This is a genomic window from Povalibacter sp. (assembly GCF_036735925.1).
Classification (GTDB): Bacteria; Pseudomonadota; Gammaproteobacteria; order Steroidobacterales; family Steroidobacteraceae; genus Steroidobacter.
This window is the reverse complement of record NZ_DAINNK010000060.1, coordinates 1-21,791: the sequence shown is the minus strand read 5'-3', so window position 1 is coordinate 21,791 and position 21,791 is coordinate 1. Positions and strand designations below refer to the sequence as shown.

General features: G+C 64.5%; 21 protein-coding genes and 1 tRNA gene. 21 read left to right on the top strand and 1 reads right to left on the bottom strand.

Translation table 11 applies throughout. The annotated features are described in order from the left end of the window. Positions 1-41 precede the first annotated feature (41 nt). The 8 genes from V7D81_RS16900 to V7D81_RS16865 all read left to right on the top strand — a co-directional run bounded on the left by V7D81_RS16900 (position 42) and on the right by V7D81_RS16865 (position 10,282). Entirely contained in the window at positions 42-866 is an 825-nt protein-coding gene (locus V7D81_RS16900; RefSeq protein ID WP_324318391.1) for an IclR family transcriptional regulator, read from the top strand. Between the two features lie 245 nt (positions 867-1,111). Then, entirely contained in the window at positions 1,112-4,015 is a 2,904-nt protein-coding gene (locus V7D81_RS16895; RefSeq protein ID WP_324318389.1) for a 2-oxoglutarate dehydrogenase E1 component, read from the top strand. 4 nt (positions 4,016-4,019) lie between these two features. Next, the gene (odhB, locus tag V7D81_RS16890; protein ID WP_324318387.1) at positions 4,020-5,222 is read left to right on the top strand and encodes a 2-oxoglutarate dehydrogenase complex dihydrolipoyllysine-residue succinyltransferase; all 1,203 of its coding nucleotides are present in this window, start codon (positions 4,020-4,022) and stop codon (positions 5,220-5,222) included. A 110-nt stretch (positions 5,223-5,332) separates the two neighbouring features. Continuing rightward, positions 5,333-6,757 (top strand): dihydrolipoyl dehydrogenase, encoded by a 1,425-nt coding sequence (lpdA, locus tag V7D81_RS16885; RefSeq protein WP_324318385.1) that lies wholly within the window; start codon positions 5,333-5,335, stop codon positions 6,755-6,757. Between the two features lie 5 nt (positions 6,758-6,762). Further along, positions 6,763-7,023 (top strand): putative signal transducing protein, encoded by a 261-nt coding sequence (locus V7D81_RS16880; protein ID WP_324318383.1) that lies wholly within the window; start codon positions 6,763-6,765, stop codon positions 7,021-7,023. A 66-nt stretch (positions 7,024-7,089) separates the two neighbouring features. Then, entirely contained in the window at positions 7,090-8,430 is a 1,341-nt protein-coding gene (locus tag V7D81_RS16875) for an APC family permease (RefSeq protein ID WP_324318381.1), read from the top strand. 101 nt (positions 8,431-8,531) lie between these two features. After that, a complete protein-coding gene (locus V7D81_RS16870) occupies positions 8,532-9,545 on the top strand; it encodes a hypothetical protein (protein WP_324318379.1) in 1,014 nt (337 codons plus the stop codon). After that, positions 9,542-10,282, top strand: coding sequence for an ABC transporter ATP-binding protein (locus V7D81_RS16865; protein WP_324318377.1), 741 nt, complete (start codon positions 9,542-9,544; stop codon positions 10,280-10,282). The genes V7D81_RS16870 and V7D81_RS16865 overlap by 4 nt, the downstream gene beginning before the upstream one ends. Before the next feature lie 79 nt (positions 10,283-10,361). On the opposite strand, the gene V7D81_RS16860 is transcribed toward V7D81_RS16865, so the two are convergent. Then, positions 10,362-12,491, bottom strand: coding sequence for a RelA/SpoT family protein (locus tag V7D81_RS16860; RefSeq protein WP_324318375.1), 2,130 nt, complete (start codon positions 12,489-12,491; stop codon positions 10,362-10,364). A 207-nt stretch (positions 12,492-12,698) separates the two neighbouring features. Between V7D81_RS16860 and ruvC the strand changes: the two genes are divergently transcribed. From ruvC to V7D81_RS16795, 13 genes are all read left to right on the top strand, one after another. Further along, entirely contained in the window at positions 12,699-13,190 is a 492-nt protein-coding gene (gene ruvC / locus V7D81_RS16855) for a crossover junction endodeoxyribonuclease RuvC (RefSeq protein ID WP_349257685.1), read from the top strand. Further along, on the top strand, positions 13,187-13,795 hold the full coding sequence (ruvA, locus tag V7D81_RS16850; RefSeq protein ID WP_324318371.1) for a Holliday junction branch migration protein RuvA: 609 nt from the start codon (positions 13,187-13,189) through the stop codon (positions 13,793-13,795). Before ruvC ends, ruvA begins: the two co-directional genes overlap by 4 nt. A 21-nt stretch (positions 13,796-13,816) precedes the next feature. Beyond that, complete coding sequence (ruvB, locus tag V7D81_RS16845; RefSeq protein ID WP_349257684.1) at positions 13,817-14,845, top strand: Holliday junction branch migration DNA helicase RuvB; 1,029 nt, start codon at positions 13,817-13,819, stop codon at positions 14,843-14,845. Next, on the top strand, positions 14,842-15,300 hold the full coding sequence (gene ybgC / locus V7D81_RS16840) for a tol-pal system-associated acyl-CoA thioesterase (RefSeq protein WP_442958360.1): 459 nt from the start codon (positions 14,842-14,844) through the stop codon (positions 15,298-15,300). Before ruvB ends, ybgC begins: the two co-directional genes overlap by 4 nt. After that, on the top strand, positions 15,290-15,997 hold the full coding sequence (gene tolQ / locus V7D81_RS16835; RefSeq protein ID WP_324318364.1) for a protein TolQ: 708 nt from the start codon (positions 15,290-15,292) through the stop codon (positions 15,995-15,997). Before ybgC ends, tolQ begins: the two co-directional genes overlap by 11 nt. Continuing rightward, entirely contained in the window at positions 15,994-16,449 is a 456-nt protein-coding gene (gene tolR, locus V7D81_RS16830; RefSeq protein WP_324318362.1) for a protein TolR, read from the top strand. The genes tolQ and tolR overlap by 4 nt, the downstream gene beginning before the upstream one ends. A gap of 12 nt (positions 16,450-16,461) precedes the next feature. Then, positions 16,462-17,343, top strand: a complete 882-nt coding sequence (gene tolA, locus V7D81_RS16825) for a cell envelope integrity protein TolA (protein ID WP_324318360.1) — start codon at positions 16,462-16,464, stop codon at positions 17,341-17,343. Between the two features lie 25 nt (positions 17,344-17,368). Then, positions 17,369-18,676: a Tol-Pal system beta propeller repeat protein TolB gene (gene tolB / locus V7D81_RS16820; protein ID WP_324318358.1), complete on the top strand. Its 1,308-nt coding sequence runs from the start codon at positions 17,369-17,371 to the stop codon at positions 18,674-18,676. A gap of 106 nt (positions 18,677-18,782) precedes the next feature. Next, the gene (gene pal, locus V7D81_RS16815) at positions 18,783-19,304 is read left to right on the top strand and encodes a peptidoglycan-associated lipoprotein Pal (RefSeq protein ID WP_324318356.1); all 522 of its coding nucleotides are present in this window, start codon (positions 18,783-18,785) and stop codon (positions 19,302-19,304) included. After that, positions 19,301-20,062: a tol-pal system protein YbgF gene (ybgF, locus tag V7D81_RS16810; RefSeq protein ID WP_324318354.1), complete on the top strand. Its 762-nt coding sequence runs from the start codon at positions 19,301-19,303 to the stop codon at positions 20,060-20,062. The genes pal and ybgF overlap by 4 nt, the downstream gene beginning before the upstream one ends. 92 nt (positions 20,063-20,154) lie before the next feature. Continuing rightward, complete coding sequence (queE, locus tag V7D81_RS16805; protein WP_324318352.1) at positions 20,155-20,802, top strand: 7-carboxy-7-deazaguanine synthase QueE; 648 nt, start codon at positions 20,155-20,157, stop codon at positions 20,800-20,802. Positions 20,803-20,948: 146 nt separating this feature from the next. Next, positions 20,949-21,635: a 7-cyano-7-deazaguanine synthase QueC gene (gene queC, locus V7D81_RS16800; RefSeq protein ID WP_324318350.1), complete on the top strand. Its 687-nt coding sequence runs from the start codon at positions 20,949-20,951 to the stop codon at positions 21,633-21,635. 69 nt (positions 21,636-21,704) lie between these two features. After that, positions 21,705-21,780 (top strand) — tRNA-Lys (locus tag V7D81_RS16795). The last annotated feature ends 11 nt before the right edge of the window (positions 21,781-21,791 follow it).

The window sequence follows — 21,791 nt, the reverse complement described above, 5'->3', positions numbered from 1 at the left end:
CAATTCAAGGCGGACACCCTATGGCCACACGAGCATCGGACATGACCAAGCTGGCACAGACTGGCGGACCCTCCGTCGCGCCGCGCCCGCATGTCGGCAAACAGGATCGACACTTCGTCACGGCGCTGTCGCGCGGACTGGACGTGCTGTCGTGCTTCCGCAGCGGCAGCCGCCTGCTGGGCAACCAGGACATTTCAGAGCGCTGCCGGCTGCCGAAGTCGACGGTCTCGCGGCTGACGTACACGCTCACGAAGCTGGGCTACCTGCACTACGTGAAGGAGTCCGGGAAATATCGCCTCGGAACCGCGACGCTCGCGCTCGGCAGCGCCGTGCTGGGACGCTTCGAAGTGCGCGACCTGGCGCGTCCGCTGATGCAGGAACTCGCGGACAGCACCGGCACGACGGTGTCGCTCGGTGCACGTCAGCGCCTGAGCATGGTGTACGTCGAAGTCTGCAAGGGCAATGCGGTGCTGTCGCTCAACGGTGAAGTCGGCATGCGGCTGCCGCTCGCGACGTCGGCGATCGGTCGCGCCTATCTCACCGTGTGTTCGGACACCGAGCGCGCCGACCTGATGGAGCAGATCCGCGAACTCGATCATCTCGCCTGGCCGAACATCCGCCAGGGCATCGAGAAGGCGCTGTCGATGTATGCCGAGTCGGGCGTCTGCGGCTCGTTCGGCGACTGGCAGCCGGACGTGAACGGCATTGCCTGCGGCTTCCGTCCGGGCAACGGTCTGCCGCCGATGGCCATCAACTGCGGCGCGCCGGCGTTCAAGGTGTCGGAGGAGTACCTGATGTCGGAAGTGCGACCGCGCCTGATCGACATCGTGCGCCGGATCGAAGAGGGCCTGGGTCAGGCTCGCTGATCCTGCCGGTTGTTCGCTTCACGACGGCGTGCATCGACGCGATGCACGCCGTTTTTGTTCGGGCCGTAAATGAATGACATCGGGCGCTGATTCAATCGCCGCGATGTGATCCATTCACCATATTGCGTGTTCGCATGATTCTCATGTGCAGCACGGTTCAGCTACACTACGCGCCCTTTTGAACGCCCTGATCCCACCCGCCTCGGTTTGATTTCTCCTAGTCGAAACAGGAACTTGCGAGCGCAATGAGCGACTCTAAGAGCGACTCTGGGCGAGCGAAGCTCGACCCTTCGCCCCGGAACACCCTTCTGGGGGCGGAAAACGCCCCGTACATCGAATCCCTCTACGAAGACTATCTGGCGGATCCTGCCTCGGTAGGCGCGAAATGGCGCGACTACTTCGGCGGTCTCGCGGCCACGGGCGACACGGCCCATGGTCCGATCCGCGACGCGCTCGCATTGCGTGCCCGTGAACAGCGGCCGGTCGCTGCGACGGCGGCCAGCTCCGCGAGCCCGGATGCCTCCGTCAAACAGGCTGCCGTCGCGCGCCTCGTGCAGGTTTATTCCAATCGCGGCCATCTGCTGGCGGACATCGATCCGCTGGGCCTGATGCAGCGCCCGGTGCCCGAAGTGCTCGAGCTTGGCCACTTCGGCCTGACGAACGCCGATCTCGACACCGAGTTCTACACGGGCAGCCGCACCGACGCGATTCCCAAGCGCATGAAGCTGCGCGACATCGTCGCCCAGCTTCGCTACATCTATTGCGGCCCGATCGGCGCCGAATTCGCGCATGTGTCGAATTCCGCCGAGCGTCTGTGGCTGCAGGATCGTTTCCAGGCCGGCCGCATCAAGAGCCGGCTCAGCGTGGAAGAACGCAAGACGCTGCTGCAGCAGCTCACCGCGGCGGAAGGGCTGGAACTCTATTTCGCCACCAAGTACCCGGCGCAGAAGCGCTTCTCGCTGGAAGGCGGCGAAGCGCTGATTCCGCTGCTCGACGATCTGATCCAGCGGGGCGGCCAGAACGGCGTCGAGGAAATCATCATCGGCATGGCGCACCGCGGCCGCCTCAACGTGCTCGTCAACGTCGTGGGCAAGTCGCCGCAGGTGATGTTCTCCGAGTTCGAGGGTGTCTACGACACCAATCACATGCAGGGCTCGGGCGACGTGAAGTACCACAAGGGCTTCTCGACCGACATCCGCACGCCCGCCGGCAATGTGCACGTGGCGCTGGCCTTCAATCCCTCGCATCTCGAAGTGGTCAACCCGGTGGTCGAAGGCTCCGTGCGTTCGCGCCAGGAACGCCGCAGCGATGCCAAGGGCGACAAGGTCGTGCCGATCCTGATTCACGGCGATGCCGCGTTCGCGGGGCAGGGCGTGGTGATGGAAACGCTGCAGCTGTCGCAGGCCCGCGGCTACTACACCGGCGGCACGGTGCACGTGATCATCAACAACCAGGTCGGTTTCACCATCTCCGATCCGCGCGATGCGCGTTCGACGCTGTACTGCTCGGATGTCGCGAAGATCATCGAGGCGCCGATCTTCCACGTGAACGGCGACGATCCCGAAGCGGTGCTGTTCGTCACGCGCCTCGCACTCGACTACCGCATGACGTTCCACAAGGACGTCGTCATCGACCTGGTCTGCTATCGCCGTCGCGGCCACAACGAAGCCGATGAACCGGCCGCAACCCAGCCGGTGATGTACCAGCAGATCCGTCAGCAGGCGACGACGCGTCAGCGCTACGCCGAAAAGCTGACGGCGGACGATGTCATCAAGATGGCCGATGCCGATGCCATGGTCGAGGACTATCGCCGCACGCTCGACGAGGGCAAGTCCACCGTCAAGCAGGCGCTCGGCATGATCGGCAACAAGCACACGGTGGACTGGAGCAAGTACCAGCACGCGAACTGGAGCGAGTCGGTGCCGACGGGCGTGCGCATCGAAAAGCTGCGCGAACTGGGCGAGAAGCTCACGTCGTTCCCCTCCAACTTCACGCTGCATCGCCAGGTGGCGAACATCGTGCAGAGCCGCGAAAAAATGGCCGCGGGCCAGATGCCGCTCGACTGGGGTTACGCCGAGACGCTCGCCTACGCGACGCTGCTGACCGAAGGTTATGAAATCCGCCTGTCCGGCCAGGACAGCGGCCGCGGCACGTTCTTCCATCGTCATGCCGTCTGGCACGACCAGTCGAAGGGCGAGTCCTATATTCCGCTGCAGCACCTCGCGGCCGGCCAGCCCAGCTTCACGGTCATCGACTCGCTGCTCTCGGAAGAAGCCGTGATGGGTTTCGAGTACGGCTTCTCCACCACCGAGCCGAACTGCCTGACGATCTGGGAAGGCCAGTTCGGCGACTTCTCGAACGGCGCGCAGGTCATCATCGACCAGTTCATCAGTTCCGGCGAAGCGAAGTGGGGCCGCCTGTGCGGACTCACGCTGTTCCTGCCGCACGGCTACGAAGGCCAGGGTCCGGAACATTCGTCGGCGCGTCTCGAACGCTTCCTGCAGTTGTGTGCCGAACAGAACATGCAGGTCGTGGTGCCGTCGACGCCCGCGCAGATGTTCCACATGCTGCGCCGGCAGATGCTGCAGCCGTTCCGCAAGCCGCTCATCGTCATGACGCCGAAGAGCCTGCTGCGCCACAAGCTGTCGGTGTCCTCGCTCGACGATCTCACCCGCGGCAGCTTCCGCAACGTCATCGACGAAGTCGACGATGTGCAGGCCTCGAAGATCACGCGCGTCGTGTTCTGCTCGGGCAAGGTGTACTTCGATCTGCTCGACTCGCGTCGTTCCGACGGCGTGCACAACGTCGCGCTGGTGCGCATCGAGCAGCTTTATCCGTTCCCCGCCGAGGAATACGCAGCCATCCTGCGCAAGTACTCCGCGGCGCGCGAGATCGTGTGGTGCCAGGAAGAGCCGCAGAACCAGGGCGCCTGGTATCAGATCCGGCATCGCCTGCAGGAACCACTCTCGGCAGATCATCAGTTGCTGTACGCGGGTCGAGCACCGGCAGCGGCGCCGGCGACCGGCATCTTCAAGATGCACGTCGAGCAGCAGCAGGGCCTCGTGGACGCAGCGCTGCGTTCGACCAGTACCGAAGAATCACTGCGGCAGACCACTCGTCTGAAGGCCGCCGCCAACAGGAAGAACTAGTTCAATGAGCATCGAAGTCAAAGTCCCGCAACTACCCGAGTCGGTTACCGACGCGACGCTGATGACCTGGCACAAGAAGCCGGGCGACACCGTCGGCCGCGACGAAAACCTCGTGGACCTGGAAACCGACAAGGTCGTGCTGGAAGTGCCGTCGCCCTCGGCAGGCGTGCTGAAAGAGATCAAGGTCGAGAACGGCACCACGGTGACTGCGGGACAGGTGCTGGCGATTCTCGAAGCCGCGGATGGCACCGTTGCCGTGAAAGCGGCGCCCGCTGAGCCGAAGGCCGAAGCCGCTGCGCCGAAGGCGGCCGCTGCTGCCGGCGGCAAGCTCGCCCCTGCGGCCAAGCGCATGGTCGAAGAAAACAAGCTCGATGCATCGCAGATCGCGGGCAGCGGGCGCGACGGCCGCGTCAGCAAGGGCGACGTGATCCAGCATCTGGAGAAGAGCAAGGCGGCGCCGGCTGCAAAGGCCGCTCCCGCTGTCGCATTGCCCGCGGCGGCAGGTTCGCGCAACGAACAGCGCGTGCCGATGACCCGTCTGCGGGCGCGCATTGCCGAGCGTCTGCTGCAGGCGCAGTCGACCGCCGCGATGCTCACGACCTTCAACGAGGTCGATCTCACCGAAGTGAACGCGATCCGCGCGCGCTACAAGGACAAGTTCGAGAAGACGCACGGCGTGAAGCTCGGCTTCTCGTCGTTCTTCATCAAGGCCGCGATCGAGGCGCTGCGCAAGTTCCCGGCGGTCAATGCTTCCATCGACGGCAACGACATCATCTATCACGAGTTCTACGACATCGGCGTGGCGGTCTCGACCGAACGCGGCCTGATGGTGCCTGTGATCCGCAATGCCGAATCGCTGAGCTACGCCGACGTCGAGAAGGCCGTGGGCGGTTATGCCGCCAAGGCGCGCGAAGGCTCGATCACGCTCGAAGAACTGACCGGCGGCACGTTCACCATCACCAACGGCGGTGTCTTCGGCTCGCTCATGTCGACGCCGATCCTGAATCCGCCGCAGGTCGCCATCCTCGGCATGCACAAGGTCCAGGAGCGCCCGATGGTCATCAACGGCGAGATCAAGATCCGCCCGATGATGTACCTGGCGCTGACCTACGATCACCGCATCGTCGACGGCAAGGACTCGGTGCAGTTCCTGGTCGCGATCAAGGAAGCGCTGGAGGATCCGGCGCGGCTGCTGCTGCAGCTGTGAGAGAGGGCGGCTGGCGGCTGGCTACTGGCGACTGGCCAGAAGCCAGCACGTAGCAGTCACTGTTTTTCCATTTTCTGGCCAGCAGCCAGTAGCCTTATCGGAGCTCCCCCATGTCCCAGTACGATGTCATCGTCATCGGCGGCGGCCCCGCCGGTTATCCGGCCGCCATCCGGGCTGCGCAGAACAAGCTCAAGGTCGCCTGCATCGACGAATGGCAGAACAAGGACGGCAGCTATGCCTTCGGCGGTACGTGTCTGAACGCGGGCTGCATTCCTTCGAAGGCGCTGCTGGAATCCTCGGAGCTGTATCACCGCACCCAGCATGAGTTTGCGGTTCATGGCATCAAGGTCGGCAGCGTAGAAGTCGACGTGCCGACCATGCAGAAGCGTCGCGCGACCATCGTGAAGCAGTCGACCGCCGGCATCAGCTCGCTCTTCAAGGCGGCCGGTGTCACGCCGCTGCAGGGGCACGGCAAGCTGCTCTCCGGCAATCGCGTCGAATTCACTGGCAAGGACGGCAAGAAGGAAGAGCTGACCGCGAAGCACGTCATCCTCGCCGCCGGTTCGATTCCGACCGAACTGAAGAGCCTGCCGTTCGACGGCGAGCAGATCATCGACTCGTGGGGCGCGCTCGAACTCACCGCCGTGCCGAAGCGCCTCGGCGTGATCGGCGCCGGCGTGATTGGCCTCGAACTCGGCAGCGTGTGGAAGCGTCTCGGCGCCGAAGTCGTCGTGCTCGAAGCACTCGATACCTTCCTGCCCATGGCCGACGGGGCCGTGTCGAAGGAAGCGCTCAAGCAGTTCAAGAAGCAGGGTCTCGACATCCGCCTCGGCGCCAAGGTCAGCGGCGCAGAGAAGGGCAAGAAGGGTGTGACGCTCAAGTACACCGATGCCAAGGGCGAACAGACGCTCGAAGTCGACAAGGTCATCGTCGCCATCGGCCGTCGTCCGTACACCAAGGATCTGCTGGGCGAAGGCACGGGCGTCGAAGTCGACGAGCGCGGTTTCGTGAAGGTCGATCATGAGTGCCGCACGAACGCCGCGAACGTCTGGGCAGTCGGCGATCTGGTGCGCGGCCCGATGCTGGCGCACAAGGGCAAGGAAGAGGGCGTCGTCGTCGCCGACCTGATCGCCGGCAAGTACGGCGAAGTGAACTACAAAGTCATTCCGTCGGTGATCTACACCGCGCCGGAGATCGCCTGGGTCGGTCAGACCGAAGAAGAGGTGAAGAAGAGCGGCCGCGCCTACAAGGTGGGTTCGTTCCCGTTCGCCGCAGCGGGCCGTGCGCGTGCGATGGAATCCATTGCCGGCTTCGTCAAAGTGGTTTCGGCCACCGATGACGACGAGATTCTCGGCATCCACATCATCGGCCCGATGGCGGGCGAACTGATCGCCGAAGCGGTGCTGGCGATGGAATACTCGGCGAGCACCGAGGACCTGCAGCGCACGATCCACGCGCATCCGACGCTCTCGGAAGCCGTGCACGAAGCCGCGCTGAATGCCGACAAGATCGCCATCGATTTCCCGAATCGCTGATCGCCATGAGCGAGCCGGATTGGAAAACCGTCGCAGAGCCCACCGATGAGGCCGGTGCGCGGATCGTGCTCGGCCTCCTCGAATCCGAATCCATTCCGGCCCGCATCAAGAGCAACGTCCCGGTTCCCGGACTGCCCATCTCGTTCCAGGTGCAGGTGAATTCCGGATTCGTCGAGCGCGCTCAATCGCTGCTGGCAGGCGCACAGTTCAGCGAAGACGAACTCGCATCGCTCGCCATCGCGTCGCCGCCGGTCGACGAACCCTGAGCCCTGTCGTCGGTCGCGCGCTGCGTGTTAACGTGCGGCCGATCTGCAGAAAAAGAGGGCTCGCGGATGGTGACGCAAAGTCCCGGCACGGCTGACCCCGACGCATTGCTGTCGCGCGATCTGGGCGTCCGACAGTTCGCCGCCAATATTTTCAATTACACGGTCGGCAGCGGCATCTTCCTGTTGCCCGCGACGGCGGTGATCGCGCTGGGAACCGCGGCACCGCTGGCCTATGTCGCGTGTGCCGTGGTGATTGGCCTGGTCGTGCTGTGTTTCGCCGAGAACGGCAGTCGGGTTGCTGCAACCGGCGGGGCTTATGCCTATGTCGAAACGGCGCTGGGTCCCCTGTTCGGCTTCGTCGCCGGATGTCTCGTGTTCACCACCGGACTGTTCGCGGCCTCCGGCATCCTGAACGGATTCGTGCACTCCCTGTTTGCCCTGTTCAACGTTGCCGCGCCGGTCTGGGCGGCGAAGGGGCTGATCCTGCTGCTGGTCGCGACACTCGTGGCCATCAACATGCGCGGCGTGCGCAACGGTGCGCGCGTCCTCGAAGCCATCACGCTGTTCAAGCTGCTGCCGCTGTTGCTGTTCGTCCTGATCGGCGCGTTCTTCGTGAAGCCGGCGAATCTGGCGTGGACGAACGTGCCGGACATCAGCACCGTGCTGGGTTCGGCCGGCATCATGATCTTCGCGTTCTCCGGCATCGAAGGCGCGACCGTACCCAGCGGCGAAGTGAAGAACATCTCGCGCACGGTGCCGCTCGCCATTCTTCTGGCGCTGGGCAGCGTCACCGTGCTGTATCTGGCGATCCAGTTCGTTGCGCTGGGCATCATGGGCACCGATCTGGCCGGTACCGGCCGCACACCGCTGGCCGCCGCTGCGGGCGTCGCGCTGGGTCCGCTCGCACGCACCCTCATGATCGCGGCTGCAGTGGTCTCGATGTTCGGCTATCTGACGGCCAACATGCTGTCCGAACCGCGCGGATTGTTTGCCATGAGCCGCGACGGCTTCCTGCCGAGGACGCTGACGCAGGTCCATCCGCTGTTCAGGACGCCCAACACGGCCATCGCCATCTACGGAATCATGGTTGCCGCCATCGCGGTGCTGGGCACGTTCGAATGGCTGACGCGGTTCTCCAACCTGGCCGCGCTGTCGCTTTACTTTCTGTGCGCGGTGTCGACGCTGCAGTTGCGTCGGCTCGATGTGCGCAGCGACGGCGATCCCTTCGTCATTCCCGGCGGACCCTTGGTGCCGGTACTTGCCTGCATCGCCGTCGTGTGGCTTGCCTTCGAAACGGTGCGCAATGAGTCCGAAGGCGGCATCACGCAGCTCTATGCAATGCTGGTGACGCTGGCCATCATTTTCGCGCTGTACCTTCTGCGAGCCTGGCGACACGCGCGCGGCTGACCATGAGCGCGCGGCATCCCTTGTTTCGTGCGCGCGCTCTGGAGCTGCGTAGTGCATGGCGTCGGCGCGGTCCGACCGCGGTTGTTGCCATGGTAGGCGTCGTGGCTGCTGCAGTTGTTGCGCTGATGCTCGTCGCGCCTCGATTGCGCGAGCCGGCACTCCGGATCAATGCGCTGCTCGATGGATACGCACTGGTGCTGATGGCACTGGCCGCAATTCACGCCGTTCTGCTCGTGTCGCGGCGCAAGCGACAGGAGCAGGAAGCGTCTCGAATGTCCTGGCTGGTCGCGGCGCCGATCGATCCATCGGCGCGCCGCCGATGGATCGTCCTGAACGTATTGCTCGCCGCTTCGCGGCATTTCGCGATCGTCCTTGCGGTGCTTGGAGTGCTGACGCTGCTGAGCGGCAGCTTTGCCGCGATTCCGGCAGGGCTGATCGCGGCAGGCTTCTGCGTCGGCGCGCTCGTCGGGTGGTGTCTGCCGCCGCGCGACTATTTCCAGCACGAAGAATCGCGCTACTCACGCAAGCTGCGATCACAAGGATCGATCCGGCCGTCGGATCGTGCCTTGTCGCACTGGCCTATTGCCCAGGCGTTCGCCCGGCATCGGCCGGAGAACTCGCGATACATACTCCTGGCCGCCCTGTGCGCGGTCCAGGGTGGATCGTCGATGCTCGTCGGCCTGTCGGTGGTCGTCACCTGGTTGCTGGCGACCTATCTCGTCATTCTGTTGCAGGCGACGTTGCGCGTCGGACGCGACGCGGCGGCGTGGCTGCAGTCGACGCCGCTCGGCTTCGTGCAATTCGCCTGGCCGCTCGCGCGTCGTTCGTTCGCGCATCAGGCGATCGGATCGCTGGTCATGTCGGGTATCGGGCTGGGGCAGGGCGCGCCGCCGGAAATGACGGGCCAGCTGTTGTTGCTGTGGCTGACGCTCGTCGCCAGCGTCACGACGATCAGTCTGGCCGACAGTTACCGCCAGCAATCTTCGCACTTGAAACTTTGGTTGACGGCAGCCGGCATCGCGGCGGTCGAATGGCGTCAGCAGGGATGGGGCGTGTTGCTGGCATTGCTCGCCGCGATCTGGCATGTCCGGATCGCAATGCAGGAGAAGACATGAGCGCCGTACTCAGCCTGCAAGCGCTGCGCGCCCGCTACAGTCGTCGCGAAGTGTTGCGCGGCGTTTCCCTGCAGATCGACGCAGGCGAATGGTTCTGCCTGCTTGGCCCGAACGGCGCAGGCAAGAGCACGTTGCTTCACTGCATCGGTGGACGCGTCCAGCCGGCGTCGGGCGAAGTGATCATCGACGGCCAGGCCTTGTCGACCCAGTCGATCGCAGCCCGGCAGATCCTGGGATTCGCCGTATCGCCCGAACAGTTGCCGGGGTTGCTCACGGGCCGTCAGTGCCTGGAGGTATTTGCGCAGACGAAAGGGCTGGCGCAGATCGACGAGCCGGTACTCGAACTCGCACGCCAGTTTGGTTTCATGCAGTTCATCGACGAGTGCGTCGATACCTATTCGCTGGGGACGCGCCAGAAGCTGTGCGTCCTGCTGGCGCTGCTCGGCGAGCCGCGGCTGATCGTGCTCGATGAGGCTTTCAACGGACTCGATCCGGGCAGTGCGCTGCTGCTGAAGCGCCATCTGCGGCAGCGCCTGTCAGCCAGCCGCTGCGCCGTGCTGCTGGCCACGCATTCGCTCGATATCGTCGAACACTACGCCGATCGCGCTGCTCTACTGGTAGATGGCGCGATCGTTCGCGAATGGAATCGGTCGGCGCTCGATACGCTGCGGGCGCAGGGTGGTAATGCACTCGAAGAGGCGGTCGGAGGAGCGGGAGAGCCGCAAAAGACCGCATAAAAGAAGCAAAGCGTCCGGACAAGAAACTTCCCCCTTCTTTTATGCGGTCTTTTGCGGCAATTCTCCGTTCCGAAACTCTCTAACCTTTGCGCCGCGCACTCATGACATTCGGCAGTCCCTGGATCCTGCCGAGCACGCGCGACAGTTCTTCCAGATCCTGCACGGTGATGCGCACATTGATGTCGGCGATGCCGTCGGCATCGTTCGTCAGGGTGTTCATGCCCTGGATGTTGATCTTCGAGTCGGCGAGTACGCCGGTGATGTCGCGCACCAGGCCGCGGCGGTCGAAGGCGCGCACATTGATGTCGACGGGAAAGGCACGATCGCTGCCGGTGCCCCATTCGACGGGGATCAATCGCTCGGGATGCGACTGCGCCAGTCGCTTCAGGGCCGCGCAATCCTGGCGATGGATGCTGACGCCGCGACCGAGCGTGATGTAGCCGGTGATGGGTTCGGGCGGCACCGGGCCGCAGCAACGCGGGAAATGCGACAGCAGATCGCCGACGCCCTGGATGGTGATGCCTTCCGGTGCTTTCGTGGCGACGGCCGGGCGGCGCGGTACGGGTGAAGGCAGTTCCTGCGGGCGAGCCATTCGCAGAATCGCGCCGGTGATCTGAGCGGCCGTGATGTCGCCTTCGCCGATCGCCAGGTACAGCGCCTCGGCGGTGTCGAAGCGCAGTTCCTTCAGCAGTTCCGGCAGCGACACGGTGTGGATCGCGAGCCGCTGCAGTTCGCGTTCGAGAATCTGTCGTCCCTGCTGCCGGTTCTGCTCCTCGTCGAGCTTGCGGAAGTAGGAACGCACCTTGCTGCGGTTGCGCTGCGAGACCAGATAGCCCAGTGACGGCACCAGCCAGTCGCGGCTGGGATTCGCCTGTTTGCCGGTGATGATCTCCACCTGGTCGCCGTTTGCCAGGGCCTGGTTGAGCGGCACCATCCGGCCGTTGACTTTGGCGCCGCGGCAGCGATGACCGAGATCCGTGTGCACGTGATAGGCGAAGTCGAGCGGCGTGGCGCCGCGCGGCAGTTCGATGACTTCACCGCGCGGCGAGAGGGCATAGACGCGATCCTCGAACACTTCCGAGCGCACACGCTCGAGGAAGTCGTTGCTGGATTCCTGCGCGTCGCGATCGGCCGGTTCGAGAATCTGGCGCAGCCAGACGATCTTCTGTTCGTAGGCCGGATTGCGCTTGCCGCCTTCCTTGTAACGCCAGTGCGCGGCCACGCCCAGTTCGGCGTGCTCGTGCATTTCGCGCGTGCGGATCTGGATCTCCACCGGCAGCTTGCCGGGGCCGATCACCGCCGTGTGCAGCGAGCGATAGAGGTTGTCCTTCGGGGTGGCGATGTAGTCGTCGAACTCGCCGGGAATGTACGGCCACAGGCTGTGCACGATGCCGAGCGTCGCATAGCAATCCGCGACCGTGTTCACCAGCACGCGCACGGCGCGGATGTCGTACAGCTGATCGAACGACAGGCCCTTGCGCTGCATCTTGCGCCAGATGCTGTAGAGGTGTTTCGGCCGGCCAGCGACATCGTGCTCGATATGAGCGCGCTTCAGTTCCGTGCTGATCTGCGCGATCACTTCGTCTATGTAGCGTTCGCGATCGGTCCGCTTGGCCGCCAGCCAGCCGGCGACGAGTTTGTAGTTCTCGGGCTCGAGATGGCGGAAGCTCAGGTCTTCCAGTTCCCACTTGATCTGCCAGACGCCGAGACGATTCGCCAGCGGCGCGTAAACGTCGCGCGTTTCGCGGGCAATCCGTTCGCGCTCCGATTGCGGCGCGTCCTTGCTGTCGCGAAGCAGGACCAGTTGCGCGGCGAGCTTGATCAGCACCAGGCGCGGATCGGTCACGATCGCGAGCAGCATCTTGCGCAGGGCCTCGGCCTGCGCGGCCGTCAGCGAAGCATCGGTCTGGCCGGCCAGGCCGAGCGAGCCGACGCGAACCAGTTCGGTCGCGATGCGGGTCGCGGTCTCACCGAAGACTGGCGAAGCCGCGTCTTCTCCGACGAGGCCGGCTTCGAGCAGGGGCAGCAGCGCGGCGCCCTTGCGGATGTCCTCGTCATCCGTCAATCCGCTGACGACTTCGACGATTTCCAGTGCGCGCCGACTCGCTGCCTTGCCCGCATCGGTCGACGCGATGCGCTGCAGATAGTCCTGCACGCCTTGCGGCGGCTGAGAGGAAGCGACGGTCGGTTTAGGCTCGGCAGGCTGCATTGCAATCGTCAGGGATTCGGACTTTGCCGTATCATAGCGGCTTCAAAACCGACGGTTGGGAGCGAGAAATCCTTGCGCAGGGTCAGGCGACCGCGAAGTCTTGCCGAACTGGGTCTCGCCGAACCCGATATCAATGGCCATGTCGCCGTGCCGCGGCCGGCCGAGCCGTCCATTTCCCGTGTGAACGATCGGGAGCTGTCGGCACAGGTGCGCATTCTCGGTCTGGATCCCGGATCGTTGCGTACGGGTTATGCCGTGGTCGAATCGACGGCCGGGCGAGTGACCCACGTGATCAGCGGCACGATCCGCACCGAAGGCACCTCGCTTGCAGAACGCCTGCAGGAAATCTTCGTTGCGGTCGAGCGCCTGACCCGGGATTTCCATCCGGATGAAGTGGCCATCGAAGGCGTGTTCATGCACCGCAATGCCGACAGCGCATTGAAGCTGGGGCAGGCGCGAGGCGCCGCACTCAGTGCCACGTTTGCGGCCCGTCCGCGTGTCTTCGAATACGCTCCGCGCGCGGTCAAACTGGCCGTCGTCGGCACGGGCTCGGCGCAGAAGGATCAGGTTCAGCTGATGGTGAAACGTCTGCTCAATATTTCAGGCCCGCTGGGGGCGGATGCCGCCGACGCCCTGGCGATCGCGCTGTGTCACGCCCATTCGCGCCGGATGCACGGCATGCTGGGCCGCGCCCGATGATCGGATTCCTCAGAGGCCGGCTGGCGGCCAAGCATCCGCCGCAGTTGCTCGTCGATGTCGGCGGCGTCGGTTACGAAGTCGAAGCGCCCATGTCGACGTTCTATGTCCTGCCGGCCATCGGTGCGGACGTCAACTTGTTCACGCACCTGGTGGTACGCGAGGACGCGCATGTCCTGTTCGGTTTCGGCAGTGAGCGCGAGCGCCGGCTGTTCCGCGAACTGATCAAGGTATCGAACGTCGGTCCGAAGCTGGCGCTGGCGCTGCTGTCGGGGATGAGCGTCGAGAACTTCCTCGCCTGCATCGAGGCGCAGGATGCCGACATGCTGGTGAAGATTCCCGGCGTCGGCCGCAAGACCGCCGAGCGCCTGCTCATCGAGATGAAGGATCGCATCAAGAATCTCACCGGTTTTGCGGCCGTGCTGCCGGTTGCCGAGGGCGGCACGGTGAACTCCGGCAGCGGGGCTCAGTCTGAAGCGTTCAGTGCATTGGTCGCGCTCGGGTACAAGCCTGCCGAGGTGACGCGGTTGCTGAAATCCGTGGATCCGGCGGCGAAGACGACGGAAGAGCTGATCCGCGGCGCCCTGCAGGCCGCCGCTGCCCAATAAATCGAGAGCCGCATGGCCATGATGGATCCGGATCGAATCGTCTCGGCGAAAGTGCAGGGTGAAGAAGAAGCCCTGGACCGGGCCGTGCGTCCGAAGCGGCTGGCGGACTATGTCGGCCAGACCAGCGTCAAGACCCAGATGGAGATCTTCATCGAGGCGGCGCGCAAGCGTCGCGAAGCCCTCGATCACGTGCTCATCTTCGGCCCGCCGGGACTGGGCAAGACCACGCTGGCCAACATCATCGCCAACGAGCTCGGCGTGAATCTCAAGCAGACGTCGGGCCCGGTGATCGAGCGGCCGGGCGATCTCGCCGCGCTGCTGACCAATCTGCAACCCAACGACGTGCTGTTCGTCGACGAGATTCATCGCCTGAGTCCGGTCGTCGAGGAAATCCTGTATCCCGCGATGGAGGATTTCCAGCTCGACATCATGATCGGCGAAGGTCCGGGTGCGCGCTCGATCAAGCTCGATCTGCAGCCTTTCACTCTGGTGGGGGCCACGACGCGCGCGGGCCTGCTGACGTCGCCGTTGCGCGACCGTTTCGGCATCGTGCAGCGCCTGGAGTTCTACGATCAGGCGGAACTGCAACGGATCGTCGAGCGCTCGGCGTCGATCATCGGCGTGCAGGCCGATGCCGGCGGCGCCATGCGGATCGCCCAGCGCTCGCGCGGAACCCCGCGCATCGCCAATCGATTGTTACGCCGGGTTCGCGACTACGCGGAGGTCAGGGCCAATGGCCGGGTGACGGACGAAGTGGCGCAGGCGGCGCTGGATCTGCTCGATGTCGACCCGCAGGGATTCGATGTCATGGATCGCAAGCTGCTGCTGACCATCATCGAGAAGTTCGACGGCGGGCCGGTGGGGGTAGAGAGCCTCGCCGCGGCGCTGGGCGAGGAACGTGGCACCATCGAAGACGTGATCGAGCCCTTCCTGATCCAGCAGGGCTTCATGATGCGTACGGCGCGCGGTCGCGTGGCGACCCGCAATGCCTATCTGCATTTCGGTCTGAAGGCGCCCGATCGCGGCGGCACGACGGGGGACCTGTTTTGACGGACGGCGCGGCGGTGTTCGCAAACTCATTTTCCTGGCCGGTGCGGGTGTACTGGGAAGACACCGACGCCGGCGGCATCGTCTACTACGCGAACTACCTGAAGTTCATGGAGCGTGCGCGGTCGGAATGGCTGCGGGCTCTGGGCATCGAACAGGGGCCGCTGCAACGCGATCACGGCCTGATGTTCGTCGTCGTCGATGTGCAATCGCGCTTCCTGCGGCCGGCGCGCTACGGCGATCTGCTGCAGGTGACCTGCGAGATCGAGAAATGGACGCGCACCAGCCTGACGTTCAGGCAGGAAGTCTGTCGCGCCGGCGAGAGCAACGACCGCGAACTGCTGGTCAGCGGGTCGGTTCGCGTCGCCTGCCTGGATTCCGCCAGAATGCGCCCGCGGGCGCTGCCGGATGCGCTGATAAAGCAAATGAGAGTGTCGGGAGAATCTGATGCCGAATGACATGTCGCCATTACAGCTCGTACTGCACGCCAGCGTGATCGTGCAGATCGTGATGGCATTGCTGCTGATCGCCTCGGTGGTGTCCTGGTCCATCATGCTGCGCAAACGTGCGGAACTGAAACGCGCGCGCGGCGATGCGGATCGCTTCGAAGAACTGTTCTGGTCGGGCGGCGATCTGTCGGCGATGTTCAAGTCCATCGATCAGAGCCGTCGCGTCACCAAGGGCATGGAAAGCATTTTCGAATCCGGCTTCCGCGAGTTCTCGCGCCTGCGCCAGCAGGGCGGAGTCGTCGGTGCGGCGCTGATCGAGGGCGCGCGCCGCGGCATGAAGGTCGCGCTGCTGAAGGAAAGCGACCGCCTGGAGCAGGGTCTGGCGATGCTCGCGACCATCGGTTCCACCAGTCCGTATGTCGGCCTGTTCGGTACGGTGTGGGGCATCATGAGCGCGTTCCACGGTCTCGGTAACGTGCAGCAGGCGACGCTCGCCATGGTCGCGCCCGGCATTGCCGAGGCGCTGATTGCCACGGCCATGGGCCTGTTCGCCGCGATTCCGGCGGTCATTGCCTACAACCGCTACTCCGATCAGGTCGTACGCATCGAGACGCGCTACGACACCTTCGTGGAAGAGCTGTCGTCGATCCTGCAGCGGCATGCGTCGTCCCGCTCGTCCGCCGCGACGGCGGAGGCGCACGCATGACCCCGGCACGCCGCGGCAAGCGTTTGATGGCGGAGATGAATGTCGTTCCGTACATCGACGTGATGCTGGTGCTGCTGATCATTTTCATGATCACCGCGCCGCTGCTGACCCAGGGCATCAAGGTCGATCTGCCCAAGGTCGCGACGGAGCCGCTGTCGCCGGACATGACCGAGCATCCCCCGCTGATCCTGGGGGTCGACAAGAGCGGCAACTTCTATCTCAACATCGGGGGAGACGAAGAAAAATCCATCACCGAAGACGCCGTGGTGGAACGCGTCTCGGCCGTACTGCGCCGCGAGCCGAAGACGGCCGTACTGATCAAGGCGGACAAGGGCGTTCTCTACGAGCGGGTCGTCGAGGGCATGGTGCTGCTGCAGCAATCGGGCGCTGAGAAGATCGGCTTCATCACCGATCCTGCCGATGCGCGTCGTGCGCAGCAGAAGCGGAACTGACCCCGAGCGTCCATGGCCGATTTCATCAGACTCAACTGGAAATACCTGCTCGGGGCGGCGGCGCTGCACGTCCTGTTCGCGGGGCTTTTCGCGTTGACCATGATCCAGATGTCGCTGAATGCGCCGCCGCCGCAGCTGGCGATCCAGGCTGTCGTCGTCGATGCGACGCAGGTGGGCGCGACGAGTCGCAAGCGGGAGCGCGAACGCGAGCAGGAACGGCAGCGTGTCCAGCAGGAACGCGAACAGGCGGCCGTCGAGCAGAAGCGCATCGAAGAGCAACGGGTGGTCGAACAACGGGCCGAGCAGGAGCGTCAGGTCGAACAGCAGCGACGCCAGGAAGAGGAACAGAAGCGCGCCGCCGAACAGCAGATGATGATCGAGCGCCAGGACGCCGAGCGGAAGCGTCAGGCCGAAGTCGAGCAGCAGAAGAAGCTCGAGGCGGAGCGTCAGAAGAAAGCCGAAGCCGAGCGCCAGCGGGTCGCGGAGATCCAGCGCAAGCAGAAGGAGGAGGCCGAACGTCGCAAGGCCGCTGAAGACGCCCGTCTGCAGAATGCGCGCGAGTCGGAACTGCAGCGGCAGCTGGCCGAGGAAGAAGGGCTGATGCAGGCACGCAGTTCGACGGCATTCAATGAGTACGTCGCACTGATCCAGGATCAGATCGAGCGCAACTGGAATCGGCCGCCCTCGGCGCGGCCGGGGCTCCAATGCAATATTCGCGTGGCGCAGTCGCCCAATGGCGTCGTGCTCTCGGCGCAGGTCGAACAGTGCAATGGCGACGCCGCGGTGAAGCAGTCGATCGAACAGGCGGTGCTGCGGGCCTCGCCGCTGCCGCTGCCTTCGGACCGGCGACTGTTCGAGCGCAACCTTATTCTGGTTTTCAAGCCGTCCGAGTGAACGGGCGGCGCACAGGAGTAGCAGGATGAAGTATCTGTTTCCCCGGGCGCTGTGTGCGCTGATCCTGACGGTTGCGAGTGTCTGTGCCCATGCCCAGCTCGTGGTGGAGATCACGCGCGGCCAGGAGAACGCCGTGCCGATCGCGATCGTGCCGTTCGGCTGGGAATCTGCCGGCGCTGCGCCCTTCGACGTGGCCGACGTCGTCGCGGCGGACCTGCAGCGCAGCGGCCGTTTCGCACCGCTGGATCGCAAGGACATGATCGACCGGCCGACTGCCGGCGATCAGATCCGGTTCCAGGACTGGCGCTATCTCAAGAGCGATTTCATCGCCGTCGGCAAGCTGAGTCCCGAAGGCGCGGATCGCTTCACGGCGCAGTTCGAGCTGTACAACGTGCTCACCGGGCAGCGGCTCACGGGTCAGCGCCTGAGTTCGAACGCGAAAGGCATGCGTGCGATGTCGCATCGCATCGCCGACATCATTTTCGAGCAGCTCACCGGCATTCGCGGTGCGTTCTCGACCCGCATCGCCTTCATCAGCGCCGAGGGCACGCCGCCGCAGCAGCGCTACAAGCTGATCGTGGCCGACGCCGACGGCGAGAATCCGCAGATCATCGCCAATTCGACGGAGCCGCTGATGTCGCCGGCGTGGTCGCCGGACGGCCAGAGCCTGGCGTACGTGTCGTTCGAGAACAAGGCATCGGCGATCTACGTGCAGACGCTTGCAACGGGCGAGCGCCGTCGCGTGTCAGCGCGGGCGGGCATCAACGGCGCACCGGCCTGGTCGCCGGACGGGCGCATGCTGGCCCTGACGCTGTCGCGCAAGGACGGCGACGTGGACGTGTACACGCTGGACCTGTCGAGCCAGGTGTTGACCCGCATGACGTTCGATCCGGGCATCGACACCGAACCGCAGTGGTCGAACGACGGACGCAAGCTGTATTTCAACTCCGACCGTGCCGGCAGTCCGCAGATCTATGAAGTCGATCCCGCGCAACCGAACCGGGCGACCCGCGTGACCTTCGACGGCAGCTACAACGCCCGGCCGCGCCTGTCGCCGGACGGCAAGCAGATGGCCGTGGTGTATCTGGACCGGGGCAACTACCGCATCGGTGTGGTCGATCTTGCAACCAAGTCGGTGCGCGTGCTGTCACAGGGACGGCAGGACGAAAGTCCGAGCTTCGCGCCGAACGGGGCCACGCTGATCTACGCCACGCAGGACCGCGGCCGCGGTGTGCTGGCCACCGTGTCGGTGGACGGCCGCGTGCAGCAGAAGCTCGCGGCGAGCAGCGGCGACGTTCGCGAACCGGTCTGGGGGCCCTTTCCCGCAAAATGACCTGCGAAATGAGCTGCGTGGCGAAGCGTGAGATGGCAGAATTTCGCGAAAATTTACGTCTTCCTCAGACTTTGACCGGGACTTGAGTTCCCGCCAGGAGAGTTGAATGCGAGCGGTGCAGTGGGTTCTGATCCTGATGAGTGCGGCCGTGTTGAGCGGATGCCCGAAGAAGCCGGAGACGCTTCCCGATTCCGGTCCGGCGACCAGTGACGGTGCGACCACGAGCGGCACCAGCGGTACCGACGTCTCCGGTTCGGCGTTGGGCGCCGAAGAGCAGGCGATCCAGGCCGCGCAGCGCGCCGGCACCATCATCTACTTCGATTACGACAAGGCCGACATCAAGTCCGAGTACGTGCCGATCGTCACGGCGCATGCCCAGTTCCTGAACGGCAATCCGGGCCGCAAGCTGCGGCTCGAAGGCCACTCGGACGAGCGCGGCTCGCGCGAGTACAACATCGGCCTCGGTGAACGTCGCGCCCAGTCGGTGCGTCGCGCGCTGCTGCTGCAGGGCGTGAACGAGGCGCAGCTCACGACCGTGAGCTACGGCGAGGAACGGCCGGCAGTGCAGGGCAGCGATGAGTCCGCCTATTCGAAGAACCGCCGCGTCGAACTGGCGCCCACTCGATGAAAGTCCGGTCGCAGCCCCTGGTGCTGATGGCAGCGGCGGGCGTGCTCGCCGGCTGCGCCAGCACCCCGCCGGAAGCCGATCCGGTCGTCCAGAAGCTCAATGAACTGGACGGTCGCCTGCTGCGCATCGAGCGCGTGCTGGCCAACCAGAGTCTGCTGGACCTCTCGCAGCGCATCGAGGCCTCGCAAAACGAGGTGCGAGTCCTGCGCGGCCAGCTCGAAGAACTGCAGCACGCGTCCAGCAAGACGCAGGAGCAGCAGCGCGAACTCTACGGCGATCTCGACAAGCGGCTGGCGCTGGTGGAAGGCGGCGGCGCTGCCGGGGCCTTGCTGGCGGGCTCGACCCAGTCGACGGGCCTGCCCATTCCGCAGGGAGACGACCGCGCCAACTACCAGGCGGCTTTCGATCTGCTGAAAGATGGCAAGTACCCGGAGGCCGCAGCTGCGTTCAAGCAGTTCCTCGCGACGTTCCCGAACAGCCAGCTTTCCGACAATGCCCAGTACTGGCTGGGTGAATCCCACTACGTCACGAAGCAGTATCAGGATGCCTTGCGTGCGTTTCGCACGGTGATCGAGAAGTATCCCGACTCGCGCAAGCTTCCCGATGCACTGCTCAAGATCGGTTACTGCAATTACGAACTGAAGAACTGGGCCGAGGCCCGCGCCGCGCTGGATCAGGTCGTGAAGCAGTATTCGGATACGACGGCCGGCCGGCTGGCGCGCGAGCGCCTCGCGAAGATGCAGAGCGAGGGAAGGTAGAGAGGAAGTGACGAAAGTCACGCGGGTCACGCAAGTGACGCAGGGTCTGCAGCCGTCTGACTTCGTCGCTTTCATGACTGCCCCACCGCCCCATGTCCCCGCCGCGCCTCAAACTGACCGAGATCTTCCTGTCGATTCAGGGTGAAGCCGACAGTGTCGGCTGGCCCACGGTCTTCGTGCGCCTGACCGGTTGCCCGCTGCGCTGCCAGTACTGCGACACCGCCTATGCCTTCCATGGCGGCGAATGGCATTCGCTCGATCAGATTCTCGACAAGGTCGCGAGCTTCGGCGCGCGGCATGTCTGCGTCACCGGCGGCGAGCCGCTGGCGCAGAAGTCGTGCCTCGAGTTGATGCAGCGCCTGTGCGATGCCGGCTACCACGTCTCGCTCGAGACCAGCGGCGCCATGGACATCGGCGGCGTCGATCCGCGCGTCACTCGCGTCGTCGACGTGAAGACGCCAGCCAGCGGTGAGCTAGAGCGCAACCGGTACGAGAATCTGGATCGCATGCGTGTGGACGAACAGGTCAAGTTCGTCATCTGCAGCCGCGAAGATTTCGAATGGTCGCGCGATCTCGTGAAGCAGCAGTCGCTGCACGAACGCTGCACCGTGCTGTTCAGTCCCAGCTATCGCCAGGTCGAACCGCGCGATCTCGCCCAGTGGATTCTCGACGAACGTCTGCCGGTGCGGTTGCAGGTGCAGCTGCACAAGTATCTGTGGGGCGATGCGCCGGGGAGATAGGATCGGATTTCACACGGAGATCACGGAGGCCACGGAGGTCGGAAGGGAGAAGAGAATTTCCACGTGACCCCGCGTGAAAATTCTCTTCTTCTTTGCCTTGAACTCCGTGGACTCCGTGATCTCCGTGTGAAACTCTTCCTCTTCCCATGACGACCCATCCGCAACGCGCCGTCGTTCTCGTCTCCGGCGGACTCGATTCGGCCACGACGCTGGCCATTGCCCGCTCTGACGGGTTCGAGTGTTATGCGCTCAGCGTCGACTACGGGCAGCGGCATCGTGCCGAACTCGAAGCCGCGCAGCGGGTCGCGAAGTCGCTCGGCGCTGTCGAGCATCGTGTGATTCGCGTGGATCTCGGCGGCATCGGCGGCTCGGCACTGACGGATGCGAGCATCGCCGTACCGGAAACGCCGCAAAGCGGTATTCCCGTAACGTACGTGCCGGCGCGCAACACGGTCATGCTCGCCCTCGCCCTCGGATGGGCCGAAGTGCTCGGTGCCGATCGCATCTGCATCGGCGTCAACGCCGTGGACTATTCGGGGTATCCCGATTGCCGTCCTGAATTCGTCGCCGCGTTCGAGCGCGTGGCGAATCTCGCCACACGCAGCGGCGTCGAGGGAACGGCCGCGTTCCGCATCGTCGCGCCGCTGATCGATCTGACGAAGGCGCAGATCATTCGCCGCGGCATCGAACTCGGCGTCGACTTCGCCCAGACCGTGTCCTGCTATCAGGCGGACGATGCCGGGCGCGCCTGCGGCGCCTGCGATGCGTGCCGGTTGCGGCGCGAAGGATTTGCAGCCGCCGGTGTTGCCGATCCGACCCGTTACTTCCGGTGAACTCCACGACGGGTTTGGGTATCATGCGCGCCCTTTCGAGGGTGGCTGCTGTCAGCCAGTGACCTCTTCGGGTTGGTAGCTCAGTCGGTAGAGCATCGGACTTTTAATCCGCTGGTCGTGGGTTCGATTCCCACCCAACCCACCACCTTTCCTGAT